Below are 14,943 nucleotides of genomic sequence, written 5' to 3'. Positions count from 1 at the left end.
AAAAATTTAGAAGCAACTTCAGAGGAGTTAGGGATCGGGCGTTTTTTCTATTCAGACTACAAAACATTTTTGCTTAAACACAAGTTTTGGTACTGATCCAGTTTTGGTACTGATCCAAATTTCTCTGAATATAAAACGTAAACAACAAATTCTTCCATAAATAAAAAAGAGAACCACAATTGTGATTCTCTTAAATTGGTTGCGAGGACACGACTCGAACGTGCGACCTCCGGGTTATGAGCCCGACGAGCTACCTACTGCTCTACCTCGCGATATTGTGGTGCAAAGATAAGACTTTTTCGATACAAGTCAAGTTATAGAATGAAATTTTTGAGTAATAATTGTTTGTGTTTTGATTTTCAATTAGTTATGATATTTAACGTCTTTTAACTATAAAAATAGTTGTACGAATGAAAATTAATCCTACATTTGTATTACTAAGTTTTTAGTGATATAAGATTGATTGTTTTTAAAGTATTAGATTATGAATAAGTTAACTAAAGCAGAAGAACAGGTAATGCAGTACCTTTGGCAGATAGAGAAAGGTTTCTTAAAAGACGTTTTAGAATTGTTTCCCGAACCAAAACCACATACCAACACGATTTCCACGATCCTTAAAATCTTGATGGAGAAAGGATTTGTAAGTCATAAAACTTTTGGAAGACAACACGAATATTTCCCATTGATAAGTAAAGAAAATTACAGTGGAAAGTCTATCAGAAGCTTGGTTAAGAATTATTTTGAAGGGTCATATACCAATGCGGTTTCGTTTTTGGTAGAAGAAAACGAAATTAGTGTGAAAGATTTGGAGCTTTTGTTAAACGAACTTAAAAACAAGGAATAATGGAACCAATTTTACTTTATTTTGGCAAAATGATTCTCTGCTCAGCAGTGATGTTTGCCTATTATCTTTTGTTTTTAAAGGATAAGACTTTTCATCATTACAATAGATTTTATCTTTTGTCTTCGGTGGTTGTGAGTCTTGTTCTGCCTTTGATAAAAGTTTCTTATTTTACGATAGAAACAAACAAGAGTTTGTATCTGCTTTTGAGTGGATTCAATCAAAACCAATCTCAAACTACAAACTATGATATCACTATTTATCAAATTTTTTATACAATTATTGGAGTGGTTTCAGTCGCTCTTTTAATTAGATTAATACTAGGAATTTTAAAAATCAATTCGATAAAAAATCAGTTCCCGAATGAAACTATCGAGGGAATCAAATTTTATCAGACCAATCTTAATAATGCGCCATTTTCATTCTTCAGAAATCTGTTCTGGAAAAAATCAATCGAGATTAATTCTCCTGTTGGACAACGGATTCTGAAGCACGAGATGGTTCATATAGAACAAAAACACAGCTGGGATAAACTCCTGTTGCAATTGGTAAAATCCATTTTCTGGTTCAATCCTGTGTTTTACTTTATCAACAAAGAAATCAATCTTATTCACGAATACTTGGCGGACAACAAAGCAGTGAAAAAGTCCGACACCAGAGCATTTGCGCAGATGCTTCTCGAGAGTCATTTCTCGGGTTCGGTAATTCCTGTTACGAGTCCTTTTTTATCATCTAACCTCAAAAAAAGACTTACAATGCTTACAAAAAACCAAACCAAGTACAGCTACGCACGCAAACTTTTTGCGCTACCAATCTTATTCTTTATGGTATTCGCCTATATGGTGAATGCTAAAAACAAAGAAATTACAGAAACGAACAAAGCAATTGAAATTGCTGTTAACGAAATGAAAAATGATACGATAAAACCTAAAGCGTCTGAGTTTGACAGTTTATCGATGAGTCATCAAAAACAAACACAATTATATTCTGAAGCTTTGAAAGAAGACCATTTGAAGATGTCTGCGCTTAGTGCAAAAATGGCTGAAAAAAGCAAAGCATTATCGGCTCTTAAAAAAGCTAAAAAAGAAGATTCATCAGAATATAAGGCTTTAGAAAATGATTTGGAAAATCTTTCTAATAAATTGCAATCTATTGTAGATTCTGACAATTATCAGAGAAATCTAAAAGGTTTGGAAGAACATTCGGAAGCGATGGCAAAGATGTATGATTCTCCGGAATTCAAGAAAATAATTGCCGACGCAGAAAAAGCTGGCAGAGATGCTGAAGCAATGGTTAATTCTCCAGAATTTAAAAAGAGAATTGCTGATGCAGAAAAGCAGGCAAAAATAGCTGAACGAATGATGAAATCTCCAAAATTTCAGAGAGACTTGCAGAATGCACAGGAGCAAGCTGAAAAAATGCAAATCAAAGTCAATTCTCCTGATTTTCAGAAAATAATTCAAGATGCACAAAAACGTTCCGAGGAAGCTGTTGAAAAATATGGAAAATTTTATACCAATGAAGAGTTTCAGAAAATGATTACAGACCAATTTGGTAAAGATGCTTTTACGGATGGAACTGTAAGATATCTGAAAGACAACTACAATTTTCCTCAATCAAATTTTTCTGATAATTTCAGTTATGGTTTTTCTGATGATGTTTTCTATAATGAGGCAAAATCCAAATTGTCTCCAAAAGAATTGAAAAAAATGGAGAAAAAAAGAAAGCAACTTCAGGAAAAGCAGAAAGAACTGATGGAAGAGCAAAAGAAGCTTCAGGAAAAGCAACGTGAATTGAACAAAGAGATGCGTCAGAACAATCCTTGGACAATCAGCTTTAATTCTAGTTTGGATTCTCCTAATAAAATAGTGTTTGTTGATAGTTCAAAGATTAACGCTTCCAATAAGACTTTTGTTCTCAACAAAACTGCATCATCTAATTTGGATAATACAACAATTTATATTGATGGAAAACAGGTCGAAAAGTCAGAACTTCAGAAATTAGATCCTAGCATAATTTCTTCGATGAGTATTTTCAAAACTAACGGAACTGGAAAAATAGAAGTTATTACAAAATAAGTATTTGAAATTCTTAACACTTTAGCCGGTTCGCCGGCTTTTATTTTAAAACCAAAAACTATGAAAAAACTACTAATTAATTTATTTCTGATTTTAGGAGTTCTAGCAATTGCTCAGAATAAAAGATTTATTTACGAGTACAAATTCATTTCAGATTCTACAAATGTTGATGATGTCAAAACAGAAATGATGTTCTTGGACACCACAAAAGATGGTTCCAAATATTACAGTTACACCGTTTTTAATTCAGATTCTTTGATGAAAGCAGATTTGGAACAACAACTGAAAGCAACAGGTTCTATTAATGTGAAATCGGATTTGCGAAAACGAGATGTAAGATATTCTGTAACAAAAACTTATCCTGATTATAAAATTAATCTCCATCGCAGATTGGGAATGGATGCGTATAGTATTTCTGATGACCGAAAAATCAACTGGAAAATATTGTCAGAAAAAGAAAAAATAGGAGAGTGGAATGTTCAAAAAGCTGAAACGGATTTTGCAGGCAGACATTGGATTGCTTGGTTCTCTACAGAAATCCCAATTCAAGATGGACCTTATAAATTTAATGGTTTACCAGGGCTGATTGTTAAGATTGAAGACAAAACAGGTTCTCACAAAATGGAGCTGAAAGGCATTAAAAATATTTCGGGTGATATTAATATTAATGTTTGGGATGCTAAAGAAATTGCAATCAATTCCAAACAATTTCAGAAAGTGATTAAAGAATACGAAAATGACCCAACGAAAGGAATTAAACAAATCCAAATGGGCGGAACTTCGATTATTTTGACGGGTAAAGATGGGACTTCTGCCAAAATTGCAAAAGAACAAGAAGAACGTTTGAAAGCTCGAATCAAAAAAGACAATAATAGAATTGAGTTGGATATTGTGAAGTAATACTAATTTAACTAAAAACTATGAAACAATTATTTTTATTAAGTTTCTTTCTAATTTCAATTTCAGTAACCTCTCAAAGCCAAAGATTTTATTACGATTATCAGTTCCAGACAGATTCTACGGATGTTGAAACCAAAATGTCTGAATTAATGGTTTTGGATATTGATAAAAAAGGCTCCAAATATTACAGCGAATATGTTTTTCAAAACGACTCCATAATGGATGCTCAATTCAAAAAAAATATGGCTGCTCATAGTGATGAACCTGTTCAGATGTCTGGAAAACAAGGTGTGGTTGGGTATAAAGTTCTGAAGTCTTATCCTGATTTTAAAATTAATCACATTGTTTCGTTGGATATGACACTTTATGATTCTAATCAACAAGTCAAATTTAATTGGAAGATTTTATCAGATAAGGATAAAATTGGAACTTGGAACGTTCAAAAAGCTGAAGCTGATTTTGCGGGTAGAAAATGGATTGCTTGGTTTTCAACCGACATTCCAATTCAGGACGGACCTTATAAATTCTATGGTTTGCCAGGTCTTATTGTAAAGATTGAAGACAAATCTGGCTTCCATAAGATAGAGCTGAAAGGAATTAAAAATAATACTCTTGAAAGAGATATTCTTGCTTTTGAATTCGAAAAGCCAATTAAGCTAGATTATAAAAAATATCAGACAGTATATAAAAATTACAGGAAAGATCCTATGGCGAATTTGAAAAAGAAAGCGCAGGAAGGTCAGTTTTACGTAACAGATGATGCGGGTAATAAATTAGATAACAAAGACTATATGAAGTCTCAAGAGAAAATGATGATGGATAGAATGAAAAAGAATAATAACATCTTAGAATTAGACCTATTGAAATAAAAAATCGCCACTCCAAAAGTGGCGATTTTTATTAAGCTTTTTTCTTAAGTTCGTCACGGATTTCCATCAGTAATTGATCCGTAGAAGATGGTCCTGCAGGAGCTGCTTCTGGTTTTTTATTAAGTTTATTAGCAACTTTTATTAACCAAAATAAAACAAAAGCAATTACCAAAAAGCTGATTACGGATGATAAGAAATTTCCGTAAGTTACACCGTTCCAAGCCAATTCTTTGATGTTTTCTGCACCGGCAGCTTTTAAAGCTGGCGTCAATAGAAGTGGTGTAATTACATCATCTACCAATGATTTTACGATTGCGCCAAATGCGCCACCAATGATGACACCGACTGCTAAGTCTACTACATTTCCTTTGAATGCAAATTCCTTAAACTCTTTTACAAATCCCATAGTTGTATTTTTTTATAGTTAGTTATAAACAAAAATATCAATTTTTTTTTAAAAATCGATTTATTTATTACTATTGATAAAAGAATATTATTGATTAAATTTGAAATTGCACTCTTTTAAAATTTAATTCTAATGAAAATCCTTTCATCTTCTCAAATCAAAGAATGTGATTCTGCAACCATAGAAAAAGGAATTTCTTCTATCAGTCTGATGGAAAATGCCGCGAAAAAATGCGCAAATTGGATTGTGGATAATTTTAAATCAAATCAAAATTTTTCGATTTTCGCTGGAAACGGAAATAATGGCGGTGATGGATTTGTAATCGCAAGGATGCTTTACGAGAAAGGATTTGATGTCGAAGTTTTTATTGATGAGAATAATTCTAAGTTTTCTGAAGATGCAAAAATTAATCTTAATAAAATAAAACTAATCAGCGGAATTACAATTAAAGATTATTCTGAATTTGATAACCGTGATAATTCTGTAATAATTGATGCGTTATTCGGCTATGGATTGAACCGGGAATTGTCTGATGATTTTAAAAATTTAATTGAAAATCTGAACCAAATTCAGGCTTCGAAGATTTCTATTGATATTCCAACAGGATTGTTTGCCGATAGAATGATCAACAAAAATGCTGCAGTTTTCAAAGCAGATTTTACTTTGACTTTTCAATTCTATAAAAAAAGTTTTCTTCATCCAGAAACGGAAAAATTCTGTGGAAAAATTATTGTTTTAGATATTGATCTTGATGAAGATTTTATTAATGAAGCAGAAACCGATTATTTCGTAATTGATGAAATTTTAATTAAGAAAATCTACAAACCTAGAGAAGAATTTAGTCATAAAGGAACTTACGGGAAAAGTGTTTTGGTTGGCGGAAGTTATGGTAAGATTGGAGCTGTTCTGATGTCTACTTTATCAGCTTTGAAAACCGGAAGCGGGTTGACTTTTACAATTGCTCCGAAATGTGGAAACATTATTCTTCAATCTCAAGTTCCTGAAGCAATGTTCATAGATTCGGGCGAAAATCATATTAATGAAATAGAAATTCAGGATAAAGCAATTTACGGAATCGGACCGGGTTTGGGAAAAGAGATCGAAACGCAAAAAGCTCTATTAGAATTTCTTGAAAATTATAGAAATTCTGTTGTTCTGGATGCAGATGCGCTTAATATTATTGCAGAAAATCAGAAATTAAATCTTATTCCAAAGCATTCTGTCATCACACCACATCCTTTAGAATTTGAAAGATTGTTTGGGAAAACAGAAAACTCTTTTGAAAGATTAGAATTAGCAAAACAGAAAGCAGAAGAATTGCAGATTTTCATCATTCTAAAAGATCATCATACGGTTGTAATTACGCCAAATCAAAAGGTTTTCTATAACATCACAGGCAATTCTGGAATGGCAAAAGGCGGAAGCGGCGATGTTCTCACAGGAATTTTAACATCATTGATTTCTCAAAAATATGACATCGAAAAAGCTTGTGTTTTCGGAGTTTGGCTTCACGGAAAAGCCGGTGATTTTGCAGCAGTGGAATTTTCAAAAGAAGCAATGTTACCTACAGATTTGATTAACCACATCTCGACCGTTTTCAAACATTCGCGTTAATTCATTTTTGATTTTAACATATACAAAACCCCTATTTCTGTCTCTGATAGGTTTTCATTCTTTTTCAAAAGTTTTTTAATTTCTTTTTGGAAATATTGGATGGTTTGTCCGTTTTTATAATGTTCAAAAATTCTGGGATCAATATAAGAATCTCGGGCAACGGCAGGCGTATTTCCCAATCTTTCGGATACGGCAACGATAGCATTTCGGATTCTTTTATTCATTTCCTTTTGCTGTTGTTTTTCACAGATGCCAAGTTCGTCTAATATTCCTGCGGCAATCATAGTTCCAGCCCAGGTTCGGAAGTCTTTTGCGGAAAATTCTTCGCCCATTACTTCTTTGATGTATTGGTTAAGATCTTGGCTTTCGACCAAAATTAATTCTTCCTCTTCATCATAATATTTAAAAAGTCTGTAGCCAGGCAATTCTTCCAATTGGGCAATAACTTTTGATAATTTTGAATTAATGATGTGCTTTTCCTGGAATTTTCCCGATTTTCCTTTGTAAGAAAAAATTATTTCGTCTCCTTCTATAGTCAGGTGTTTTTTACGGATTGTCGTTAAGCCATAACTTTTATTTTGCTGCGTGTATTTTGGACTTCCTGGTCGGAAATAAGCCGAATCTAAAAGCCTAACCATTGCTGCCATTACTTTTTCACGCGACATTTTTTTCTTACGCAGATGTTGTCCGGTAACCCGTCTCATATGCTCCAGATTTTCTGCAAAATGGAGGATTCTGTCAAACTTGTCCGCATCTTTTTTCGCACGAAATTTCGGATTATAGATGTATTGTTTTCTGCCTTTCTGGTCGCGTCCGATAGCCAATATTTTTGCCCGTCTGTTGGTGGTGATTTCTACATTGGTCCACGCTGGCGGAATCACAAGAGATTGGATAAAATCGATTTTATCTTGATCCTTCAGTTTTTCATTATGTTGATTGGTATAGAAGAAATTTTTGCCTCTGGTTTGACGTAAAATTTTCATAATTCTTGATTTGGTAAAATTCTTTAAACAATAAAAATGCCGAGTTTCAATTTTCTCAAAAAGGAATGAAATAGTACATTTTATAAAGTTTTTATGATTTTATTAACAGACAACTGCGCCAGATTTTAAACGAAAATTTCTATTTTAGCAAAAATTTTTTTGATGCCAAAGACCGTTGACGATTTTAACAAAAGTAGACTCCGATCCAGCAATATTACTGTAGTTATCAGTATTTCACTGGTTTTGTTCCTTGTAGGATTATTTGGATTGATTTTGATTAATGCTCAAAAATATTCTGATTATATCAAAGAACAATTGGTTGTAGAAGCTTATTTTGATGAGTATCTTGACCCGAGAGATTCTGCGAAAACACTAAAATTTCAGGAAGAGACTTTTGCGAAAATCAAGGAGCAAAATTATGTAAAACAAGCCAAGTATATTTCCAAACAACAAGCGACAGTTCTTGCTAAAAAGCAACTAGGAATAGACGCTGATGCATTGTTTGAAGAAGATATTTTCCCTGCATCTGTTGAGGTTACTTTGAAACCCGAGTTTGTAGATCCAGCAAAAATTGACGATGTTGTAGCTCAATTAAAAGCCATAAAAGGTATAAAAGATGTAGCGAACGACAATAAGCTTACTATAGATGTTTACAATAATCTAAACAGAATCTTGACTTGGATTTTAGCATTTTCAATTTTATTCTTGATTGTTGCAATGGTTTTGATTAATAATTCAATCAGGCTTAAGATATTCTCTAAAAGATTCATTATCAAAACAATGCAGTTGGTTGGAGCGAAAAGAAGATTTATTCTAATGCCTTTCATCAAAGAAGCTTTGGTTCTTGGTTTAATTGGTGCATTTATCGGACTTTTAGCTTTAGGCGGAATCTGGTATTATTTCACCAATCAAATTGGAACACCGTTCGTGCAAGATACCAATCAGTATGTTGTTTTGGTATTGATAGTTTTGTTTGTTGGTATTTTTATTACAGTAGCAAGTACTATCTTTGCAACTTGGAGATTCTTACGAAGCAATGTGGATGACCTTTATTACTCTTAAAAATGGCAAAAAAAACAAAAAACAAATATTCAGCAGATCAGTTTGGTACGACTGAAACTGTTGAAAAAAAGACATTCTATTTTGGAAACAAAAATTTCAAACTGATGTTGATTGGTTTGGGATTGATTCTATTAGGATTTGTTCTGATGATGGGAGCTGATGCGAATACAACACCAGACGGGAAATTGGATCCTAATTATTGGAACGAGGATATTTTCTCATTCAGAAGAATCAGACTTGCTCCTCTTTTGGTAATCGCAGGTTTTGTGGTTCAAGTAGTAGCAATTCTGAAAAGAAACAAAGATTAATTTTAAATTTAAATAAAATAAAAGCTTTGTCTTGATTATTCGAGGCAAAGTTTTTTATTAATAAAACAAAAAAACTATGGATTTGATAAAAGCAATTATCATTGCAATTATAGAAGGACTTACAGAATACCTTCCGATTTCTTCAACCGCACATATGGGATTCGCTGCTAATCTAATGGGATTAGAAGAAACCGAATTTCTTAAGATGTTTCAAGTTTCAATTCAATTTGGGGCAATACTTTCGGTAGTTGTAGCTTATTGGAAAAAATTCTTTGATTTCAGCAATCTTCAGTTTTACTATAAATTGGCTTTTGCAGTTTTGCCTGCTTTGATTATCGGTTTTTTCTTAGATGATTTAATCGAATCTGTTTTAGGAAACCAAATCGCGATTTCGTCTGTTTTGGTTTTAGGTGGCGTTGTTTTGTTATTTGCAGATAGTTGGTTCAAAAATCCGATTGTTCACGATGAGAAAGAAATTACAATCAAAAAAGCTGTAACCATTGGTTTTTGGCAATGTTTGGCAATGATGCCTGGGACGAGTAGAAGTGCAGCATCCATCATTGGAGGAATGGCACAAGGTTTATCCAGAAAAGCGGCTGCTGAATTCTCTTTTTTCTTGGCGGTTCCTACGATGTTGGCAGTGACTGTTTATTCGATTTTTGTAAAAACTTGGGGAAAAGAAACACCAAATCCAATGAAAGGTTACGAAATGATTTTGGAATCTCAGGATCATATTTTAATTTTTATCGTTGGAAATATTGTGGCGTTTGTTGTTGCTTGGATTGCTATCAAATCATTCATTGCTTTGTTGAATAAATATGGTTTCCGACCTTGGGGCTGGTATCGTATTTTTGTTGGTATTGCTTTGTTGGTTTATTTTTATTGGTTTAAATAATCCTTTCCAACTCTCAAACTCAAAAAATACTTTAATACTTAGAATGACGGCAGAAGAATTACAATCCGGACACCTATTTCTATTGGACAAACCTTTGGATTGGACCAGTTTTCAGGCTGTCAATAAGCTGAAATACAAGCTCAAAAGAGAGTTCAAAGAATTGCCAAAGAAATTCAAAATTGGTCACGCCGGAACTTTGGATCCAAGAGCAACTGGGCTTTTGATTGTTTGTACAGGGAAATTTACAAAGAAAATTCCAGAGATTCAGGATGCGCCAAAAGAATATTGGACAGAGATAAAAATTGGCGCTCAAACCGAATCTTACGACACCGAGAAACCTGAGATTTTACATCAAGATTATTCTCATATTACAGAAGAGCAAATTCATCAGGCTTTAGAAAAATTCCTTGGAGAAATAGATCAAAAACCACCTGTTTTTTCTGCGCTTAAGATAGATGGAAAACGAGCTTACGATCTTGCAAGAGCCGGAGAAGACGTGGAAATGAAATCCAGAAAAACGACAATTCATTATATTAATGATATTAAAATTGATTTGCCTTTAGTTTCTTTCACAGTTGGTTGTTCAAAAGGAACTTACATCAGAAGTTTAGCTCACGATATTGGACAAGAGTTAGGAGTTGGAGCGTATTTAACGCAATTTAGAAGAACTAAAATCGGAGATTATTCTGTGGAAAATGCAACTGCGGATTTTATTAACGATGATTTTAAAATCTCAGAATAATTTCAAAATTAAATGAAGAAAAATTTACTCGTCTTAACTTTGTTTTTTTCGGTTTTAGCTTTTGCACAATCGGAAGAAAAATATAGTAAAACAATGGGGTTTTACATCAGCCCGAATGTTCAGGTCGGTTATAATCTTGGAAACTCGATAAAAGACAGTCAACATAAGAATGATGCATATTATCAACAGTATATTTCGCCTTATCTTCCCAATGATTTTACTTATGGCGTCGGTGTTGTAGGAGGTTATCAGTTGTTATCATTTTTTGCTTTGGGAACAGGGATTAAGTATAATTATATTTCAGATGATTTGCATTTGCTCAATTGGATTGTTCAGCCTAAATTTATAATCAAAGGTGATACGGCAGCAACCACATTCGAGTTTGAGTATGGAAAACAGTTCAATCAATCTAATGTAAGCGATACGCATTATTTTGGAGGAAAAATTGGATATCAGGATTTCTTTTCAAAAAGACTGAATCAAGAAATTGGTTTGTTTATCTACAGATACAACTCTAATGTTTCTAATGCTTGGTTTATAGGGCTTTCTGGAAGCATAACAGTTTTCAGTAAAAAGAATTATACAGTTTACGGTAAAGATTAATGGAAAAAATAAGAATCAACAAATATTTGTCAGAAGTAGGTTTTTGCTCCAGAAGAGAAGCAGACAGACTTTTGGAAGAAGGTAGAATTACCATCAATGGGAAAGTTCCGGAATTAGGAACCAAAGTTTCTGACGAAGATGAGATTTTCGTAGATGGAAAAACCATCAAAAAGGTTGAAGAAGAATTTGTTTACATCGCTTTCAACAAACCTATAGGGATTGTTTGTACAACCGATACGAAACGCGAGAAAAACAATATTGTTGACTATATTAATCATCCAAAACGTATTTTCCCAATCGGAAGGTTGGATAAACCGAGTGAAGGTCTTATTCTTTTAACTTCTGATGGTGATATCGTTAATAAAATCCTGAGAGCGAGAAACAATCACGAGAAAGAATATTACGTAAGAGTTGACAAACCGATTACCGAAAAATTTCTCGAAAAAATGAGAAATGGCGTTCCAATTCTCGATACAGTTACCAAAAAATGCGAAGTCGAGAAAATAGACACGATGAACTTCCGAATCGTCCTGACGCAAGGATTGAATCGTCAAATCCGTAGAATGTGCGAATATCTTGGTTATGAAGTGAAAAAGCTCAAAAGAATCAGAATCATGAATATCAAACTCGATCTTCCTGTTGGGAAATGGCGTGATTTGACTCCCCAGGAAATGAATGAATTGAATGGTTTATTAGAAGACTCCAGTAAAGCGTTTGAATGATTTTTCTAAAATCAAAATACAATGATCTCGTAGATTTGTTGGATTTAGTAGATCATAAGAAAACCTGCTATATTTGCTAAATCTGCGAGATTTTTTTATTGTCAACCATCAACCATCAACTATCATTTATCATTAATCGTATAAAGTCTCATTTTCTCTTCATACTCGGGTTTTAGTTTCAGCCATTTCCATATTTTTTTGTCATCAGGATAAGTTGTTCTGTAAAATATAATTCGGTCAGCAGAATATCGGAAATACGGATGTTTTTTCAGCCATTCTTCTGGAGCATCTTTTAGATTGTATTTTGGAACATGAGAATTGTCAATTTTTGCATCGTAAATTAGTTTTTCTCCAAGCGCTCGATCGATTTCATAAGTTTCCAATAATTGATTTTTATTGATAAAACCACCTAGTTTCTTTCTAAAAGCCAAAATTCCAGCCGCATCTTTTTCCGTGAAACCAAATTCTCGCAATTGTTTGAAGCTAATTTCATTCAGATTAATTTTAGAATAATCCGTTTTTTCTGTGATAATTGGTTTTTCTTCTTTCGGTTTTTCGACCACAGAGAGTCTAATCCAAGGTTTCATCTCTTCAAATTTTTCTGGCGAAATCATGAAACATTTTTGGATGTCTTCCAAAGATTTGAAAGAACCTTTCAAAATCTTATCTCGATATTTCAAAATTGAAATAGATTGTTTTTCAGAAAATCCCAAAGCTTGCCATTGTTCTTGATTCAAATCGTTTGGATCAAAGTATTGACAGATTTTCACTACTTCTTTCTCTTTCTTTTTCTCAAATTTTTGAGTTAGATTTTCTGGCGTTTTGTTAGGTAAAATCAAATAAGGAGACATTTGCGAGAACTGTTCATCATTAATCATAAAACATTCTTTCAATTTTTCTTTGCTGATGAAACTTCCACCGAGATAATTTTTATATTTCAGAATAGCAGCCGATTGTTTCTCCGAAAAGCCAAGATTCTCCCAATCTTTTTGAGAATAAGAATCTGGATTGAATTTCCCTTTGATGTTGAGTCTCTTTTTCTCGTAAGGTTTGAAATCGAATGTGCTATTTTTTAAATTAGAATTAGTTTCTGGAAGTAAAATATAATCTTTCAGTTGTTCATATTTTTCCTCCGAAACCGCATAACACTTTTTGAATTGTTCTTTGGATTTGAAATTTCCGCCAACAATTTCTTTGTATTTCAGGATCGTTTTGATTTGCTTTTCGCTGAATCCAAGATTTTTCCATTGACTTTCATCCAAATCATTGGGATTAAATTCAGTTAAAATTAGCTCTTCAATTTTTGGAGAAATGAAGGTTATTTGAGGTTTTTCGTAATGCTGCTTTTTCTTATAAATCGAAAAAGCAATTTGAGAAAAAATAATGAGAATTCCGAAAATAAAAAGGCTTAACAATTGCCTTTTCTGGATTTGGAAAGGTAGTTTTGGTTTCATCTTTTGTGTTTCTATAAAGTTAAGAATAAAACCAATCCAAATTGAATTTTGGCAAAAAAATAAACGACTAATTTAGTCGTTTAATGAGTTTTTCAGTTTAAGAAGTTCAGCTTTGATAAACTCCAATCTGTCAATAATAGTAATGGTTTCAGAGATTTTGGTGTTGGTTGTCAATGCAACTCTCGCGCCATCAAGCGTATAGCCTTTTTCCTTAACCAAATGGTAAATAATCTTCAGATTCTCAATGTCAGAAGGCGTAAAGTAACGGTTTCCTTTTTTGTTTTTCTTAGGTTTGATGATAGGAAATTCCTGTTCCCAATAGCGAATTAGAGAAGTATTAACATCAAAAGCTTTGGCAACTTCGCCAATAGAATAGTAGAGTTTGTCCGGAAGATTAAGTTTCATTGATTTTTATCGAATTTTCAAAGATAATTATTTTTAATTCTTTTATACAAATTGTATCTTGCAACTTTATATATTTCATTATGCAATCTCTATTATCGGGAAACACAAGCGCCGATGAAAAAACAGCGATTGTATAAGGAAAATAAAAACAAAAAGTATCTGCATATGAAAAGTTTTTACAAATTTGGTTATGTTTTGATTTTGCTCATTTTGGTCAATTGCAAAGTTCAAAATCCCAATGGAAAATTGTTTGACGTTCCACCAATATTACTTTCTAGTCAATTCAGTTTTACAGAAGGTCCAGCTTCTGATAAAGAGGGAAATGTCTATTTCACAGACCAGCCAAATGATAAAATTTATTTCTGGGATTGGAAAGCCAATCAAATCGAATTATTCCTTAGTAAAACAGGAAGAGCCAACGGAACTTATTTTGACAAAAACGATAACTTAATTACTTGTTCCGATGATAATGGTGAAGTTTGGAGAGTTTCTAAATCTAAGTCGATTGAAGCTCTTGTGAAAGGTTTTGAAGATAAAAGATTGAACGGTCCCAATGATCTTTGGATTGATAAATATGGCGGAATCTACTTCACGGATCCTTTGTACAAAAGAGATTATTGGAAAAATTTTAAAGTAGAAATTCCGGAGAAAAACCTCTATTACAGAAATAAAAAGGGAGTAATCACAAAGTTAGATACCTTTGTTCAGCCAAACGGAATCATAGGTTCTCAAAAGTTGAAAAAACTTTATGTTTCTGATATTGATGCTGGGAAAACTTATGTTTATGATATTTTAGGAGAAGGAAAATTGTCCGAAAAGAAATTGTTCTGCGAAATGGGATCAGACGGAATGACTTTGGACAATCAAGGGAATCTATATCTTACAGGGAGAGGTGTAACCATTTTCAATAATAAAGGAGAAAAAATCAATCATATCCCGATTGATGAAAACTGGACTTCCAATGTCACTTTTGGTGGAGAAAATAATTCAACTTTATTTATTACCGCTTCGCATTCCGTGTATGCTTTAAAAATGAATGTTTCCGGAATCAAATAAAAAAA

Annotated in this window: 16 protein-coding genes and 1 tRNA gene; 12 read left to right on the top strand and 5 right to left on the bottom strand. The window is 32.9% G+C overall.

Going from position 1 to position 14,943, the window contains the following annotated elements; all coding sequences use genetic code 11:
• Positions 1-196: 196 nt before the first annotated feature.
• Positions 197-272: transfer RNA gene (locus tag DRF58_RS02190), tRNA-Met, on the bottom strand.
• 212 nt (positions 273-484) lie between these two features.
• On the opposite strand from DRF58_RS02190, the gene DRF58_RS02185 reads away from it, so the two are divergent.
• Genes DRF58_RS02185 through DRF58_RS02170 form a run of 4 tightly spaced genes read left to right on the top strand, consistent with a single transcriptional unit; the run spans position 485 to position 4,688 of the window.
• On the top strand, positions 485-844 hold the full coding sequence (locus DRF58_RS02185; protein WP_116032301.1) for a BlaI/MecI/CopY family transcriptional regulator: 360 nt from the start codon (positions 485-487) through the stop codon (positions 842-844).
• Positions 844-2,919 carry a M56 family metallopeptidase gene (locus tag DRF58_RS02180; protein ID WP_116032298.1) on the top strand — a complete coding sequence of 692 codons (2,076 nt, stop codon included), beginning with the start codon at positions 844-846 and terminating at the stop codon, positions 2,917-2,919. Before DRF58_RS02185 ends, DRF58_RS02180 begins: the two co-directional genes overlap by 1 nt.
• A gap of 60 nt (positions 2,920-2,979) precedes the next feature.
• Positions 2,980-3,819: a GLPGLI family protein gene (locus DRF58_RS02175; protein ID WP_116032297.1), complete on the top strand. Its 840-nt coding sequence runs from the start codon at positions 2,980-2,982 to the stop codon at positions 3,817-3,819.
• A 20-nt stretch (positions 3,820-3,839) separates the two neighbouring features.
• Positions 3,840-4,688: a GLPGLI family protein gene (locus DRF58_RS02170; RefSeq protein WP_116032294.1), complete on the top strand. Its 849-nt coding sequence runs from the start codon at positions 3,840-3,842 to the stop codon at positions 4,686-4,688.
• Between the two features lie 31 nt (positions 4,689-4,719).
• Here DRF58_RS02170 and mscL read toward each other — a convergent pair whose 3' ends face one another.
• A complete protein-coding gene (mscL, locus tag DRF58_RS02165; RefSeq protein WP_116032292.1) occupies positions 4,720-5,094 on the bottom strand; it encodes a large conductance mechanosensitive channel protein MscL in 375 nt (124 codons plus the stop codon).
• 132 nt (positions 5,095-5,226) lie between these two features.
• On the opposite strand from mscL, the gene DRF58_RS02160 reads away from it, so the two are divergent.
• Entirely contained in the window at positions 5,227-6,708 is a 1,482-nt protein-coding gene (locus DRF58_RS02160; protein ID WP_116032289.1) for an NAD(P)H-hydrate dehydratase, read from the top strand.
• Here DRF58_RS02160 and DRF58_RS02155 read toward each other — a convergent pair.
• On the bottom strand, positions 6,705-7,691 hold the full coding sequence (locus tag DRF58_RS02155) for a DNA topoisomerase IB (RefSeq protein ID WP_116032287.1): 987 nt from the start codon (positions 7,689-7,691) through the stop codon (positions 6,705-6,707). The two genes, DRF58_RS02160 and DRF58_RS02155, sit on opposite strands and share 4 nt — an antisense overlap.
• A gap of 162 nt (positions 7,692-7,853) precedes the next feature.
• Between DRF58_RS02155 and DRF58_RS02150 the strand changes: the two genes are divergently transcribed.
• From DRF58_RS02150 to rluF, 6 genes are all read left to right on the top strand, one after another.
• Complete coding sequence (locus tag DRF58_RS02150; RefSeq protein ID WP_116032285.1) at positions 7,854-8,753, top strand: cell division protein FtsX; 900 nt, start codon at positions 7,854-7,856, stop codon at positions 8,751-8,753.
• A gap of 2 nt (positions 8,754-8,755) precedes the next feature.
• On the top strand, positions 8,756-9,061 hold the full coding sequence (locus tag DRF58_RS02145) for a DUF3098 domain-containing protein (protein WP_116032283.1): 306 nt from the start codon (positions 8,756-8,758) through the stop codon (positions 9,059-9,061).
• Positions 9,062-9,137: 76 nt separating this feature from the next.
• Positions 9,138-9,956, top strand: coding sequence for an undecaprenyl-diphosphate phosphatase (locus DRF58_RS02140; RefSeq protein ID WP_116032281.1), 819 nt, complete (start codon positions 9,138-9,140; stop codon positions 9,954-9,956).
• A gap of 43 nt (positions 9,957-9,999) precedes the next feature.
• Entirely contained in the window at positions 10,000-10,698 is a 699-nt protein-coding gene (truB, locus tag DRF58_RS02135; RefSeq protein WP_116032324.1) for a tRNA pseudouridine(55) synthase TruB, read from the top strand.
• 12 nt (positions 10,699-10,710) lie between these two features.
• Positions 10,711-11,301, top strand: coding sequence for a hypothetical protein (locus DRF58_RS02130; protein WP_116032278.1), 591 nt, complete (start codon positions 10,711-10,713; stop codon positions 11,299-11,301).
• Positions 11,301-12,023, top strand: coding sequence for a 23S rRNA pseudouridine(2604) synthase RluF (gene rluF, locus DRF58_RS02125; protein WP_116032276.1), 723 nt, complete (start codon positions 11,301-11,303; stop codon positions 12,021-12,023). Before DRF58_RS02130 ends, rluF begins: the two co-directional genes overlap by 1 nt.
• Positions 12,024-12,145: 122 nt before the next feature.
• Here the strand turns inward: rluF and DRF58_RS02120 are convergent, their stop codons facing one another.
• A complete protein-coding gene (locus tag DRF58_RS02120) occupies positions 12,146-13,477 on the bottom strand; it encodes a helix-hairpin-helix domain-containing protein (protein WP_116032274.1) in 1,332 nt (443 codons plus the stop codon).
• 72 nt (positions 13,478-13,549) lie between these two features.
• Positions 13,550-13,882: a MerR family transcriptional regulator gene (locus DRF58_RS02115; protein ID WP_034965019.1), complete on the bottom strand. Its 333-nt coding sequence runs from the start codon at positions 13,880-13,882 to the stop codon at positions 13,550-13,552.
• 165 nt (positions 13,883-14,047) lie between these two features.
• Here DRF58_RS02115 and DRF58_RS02110 point away from each other — a divergent pair, with 165 nt between their 5' ends.
• Positions 14,048-14,938, top strand: coding sequence for an SMP-30/gluconolactonase/LRE family protein (locus tag DRF58_RS02110; protein WP_116032271.1), 891 nt, complete (start codon positions 14,048-14,050; stop codon positions 14,936-14,938).
• The last annotated feature ends 5 nt before the right edge of the window (positions 14,939-14,943 follow it).

Source organism: Epilithonimonas hispanica (assembly GCF_003385395.1).
GTDB classification, from domain to species: domain Bacteria; phylum Bacteroidota; class Bacteroidia; order Flavobacteriales; family Weeksellaceae; genus Epilithonimonas; species Epilithonimonas hispanica.
This window is presented reverse-complemented; position numbering and strand designations above follow the sequence as displayed.

Coding starts and splice junctions, on each gene's coding strand:
- DRF58_RS02110 (WP_116032271.1), top strand. CDS start 14,048: ATGAAAAGTTTTTACAAATTTGGTTATGTTTTGATTTTGCTCATTTTG.
- DRF58_RS02150 (WP_116032285.1), top strand. CDS start 7,854: ATGCCAAAGACCGTTGACGATTTTAACAAAAGTAGACTCCGATCCAGC.
- DRF58_RS02170 (WP_116032294.1), top strand. CDS start 3,840: ATGAAACAATTATTTTTATTAAGTTTCTTTCTAATTTCAATTTCAGTA.
- DRF58_RS02160 (WP_116032289.1), top strand. CDS start 5,227: ATGAAAATCCTTTCATCTTCTCAAATCAAAGAATGTGATTCTGCAACC.
- DRF58_RS02130 (WP_116032278.1), top strand. CDS start 10,711: ATGAAGAAAAATTTACTCGTCTTAACTTTGTTTTTTTCGGTTTTAGCT.
- DRF58_RS02175 (WP_116032297.1), top strand. CDS start 2,980: ATGAAAAAACTACTAATTAATTTATTTCTGATTTTAGGAGTTCTAGCA.
- rluF (WP_116032276.1), top strand. CDS start 11,301: ATGGAAAAAATAAGAATCAACAAATATTTGTCAGAAGTAGGTTTTTGC.
- DRF58_RS02155 (WP_116032287.1), bottom strand. CDS start 7,691: ATGAAAATTTTACGTCAAACCAGAGGCAAAAATTTCTTCTATACCAAT.
- DRF58_RS02180 (WP_116032298.1), top strand. CDS start 844: ATGGAACCAATTTTACTTTATTTTGGCAAAATGATTCTCTGCTCAGCA.
- DRF58_RS02185 (WP_116032301.1), top strand. CDS start 485: ATGAATAAGTTAACTAAAGCAGAAGAACAGGTAATGCAGTACCTTTGG.
- truB (WP_116032324.1), top strand. CDS start 10,000: ATGACGGCAGAAGAATTACAATCCGGACACCTATTTCTATTGGACAAA.
- DRF58_RS02115 (WP_034965019.1), bottom strand. CDS start 13,882: ATGAAACTTAATCTTCCGGACAAACTCTACTATTCTATTGGCGAAGTT.
- DRF58_RS02120 (WP_116032274.1), bottom strand. CDS start 13,477: ATGAAACCAAAACTACCTTTCCAAATCCAGAAAAGGCAATTGTTAAGC.
- mscL (WP_116032292.1), bottom strand. CDS start 5,094: ATGGGATTTGTAAAAGAGTTTAAGGAATTTGCATTCAAAGGAAATGTA.
- DRF58_RS02145 (WP_116032283.1), top strand. CDS start 8,756: ATGGCAAAAAAAACAAAAAACAAATATTCAGCAGATCAGTTTGGTACG.
- DRF58_RS02140 (WP_116032281.1), top strand. CDS start 9,138: ATGGATTTGATAAAAGCAATTATCATTGCAATTATAGAAGGACTTACA.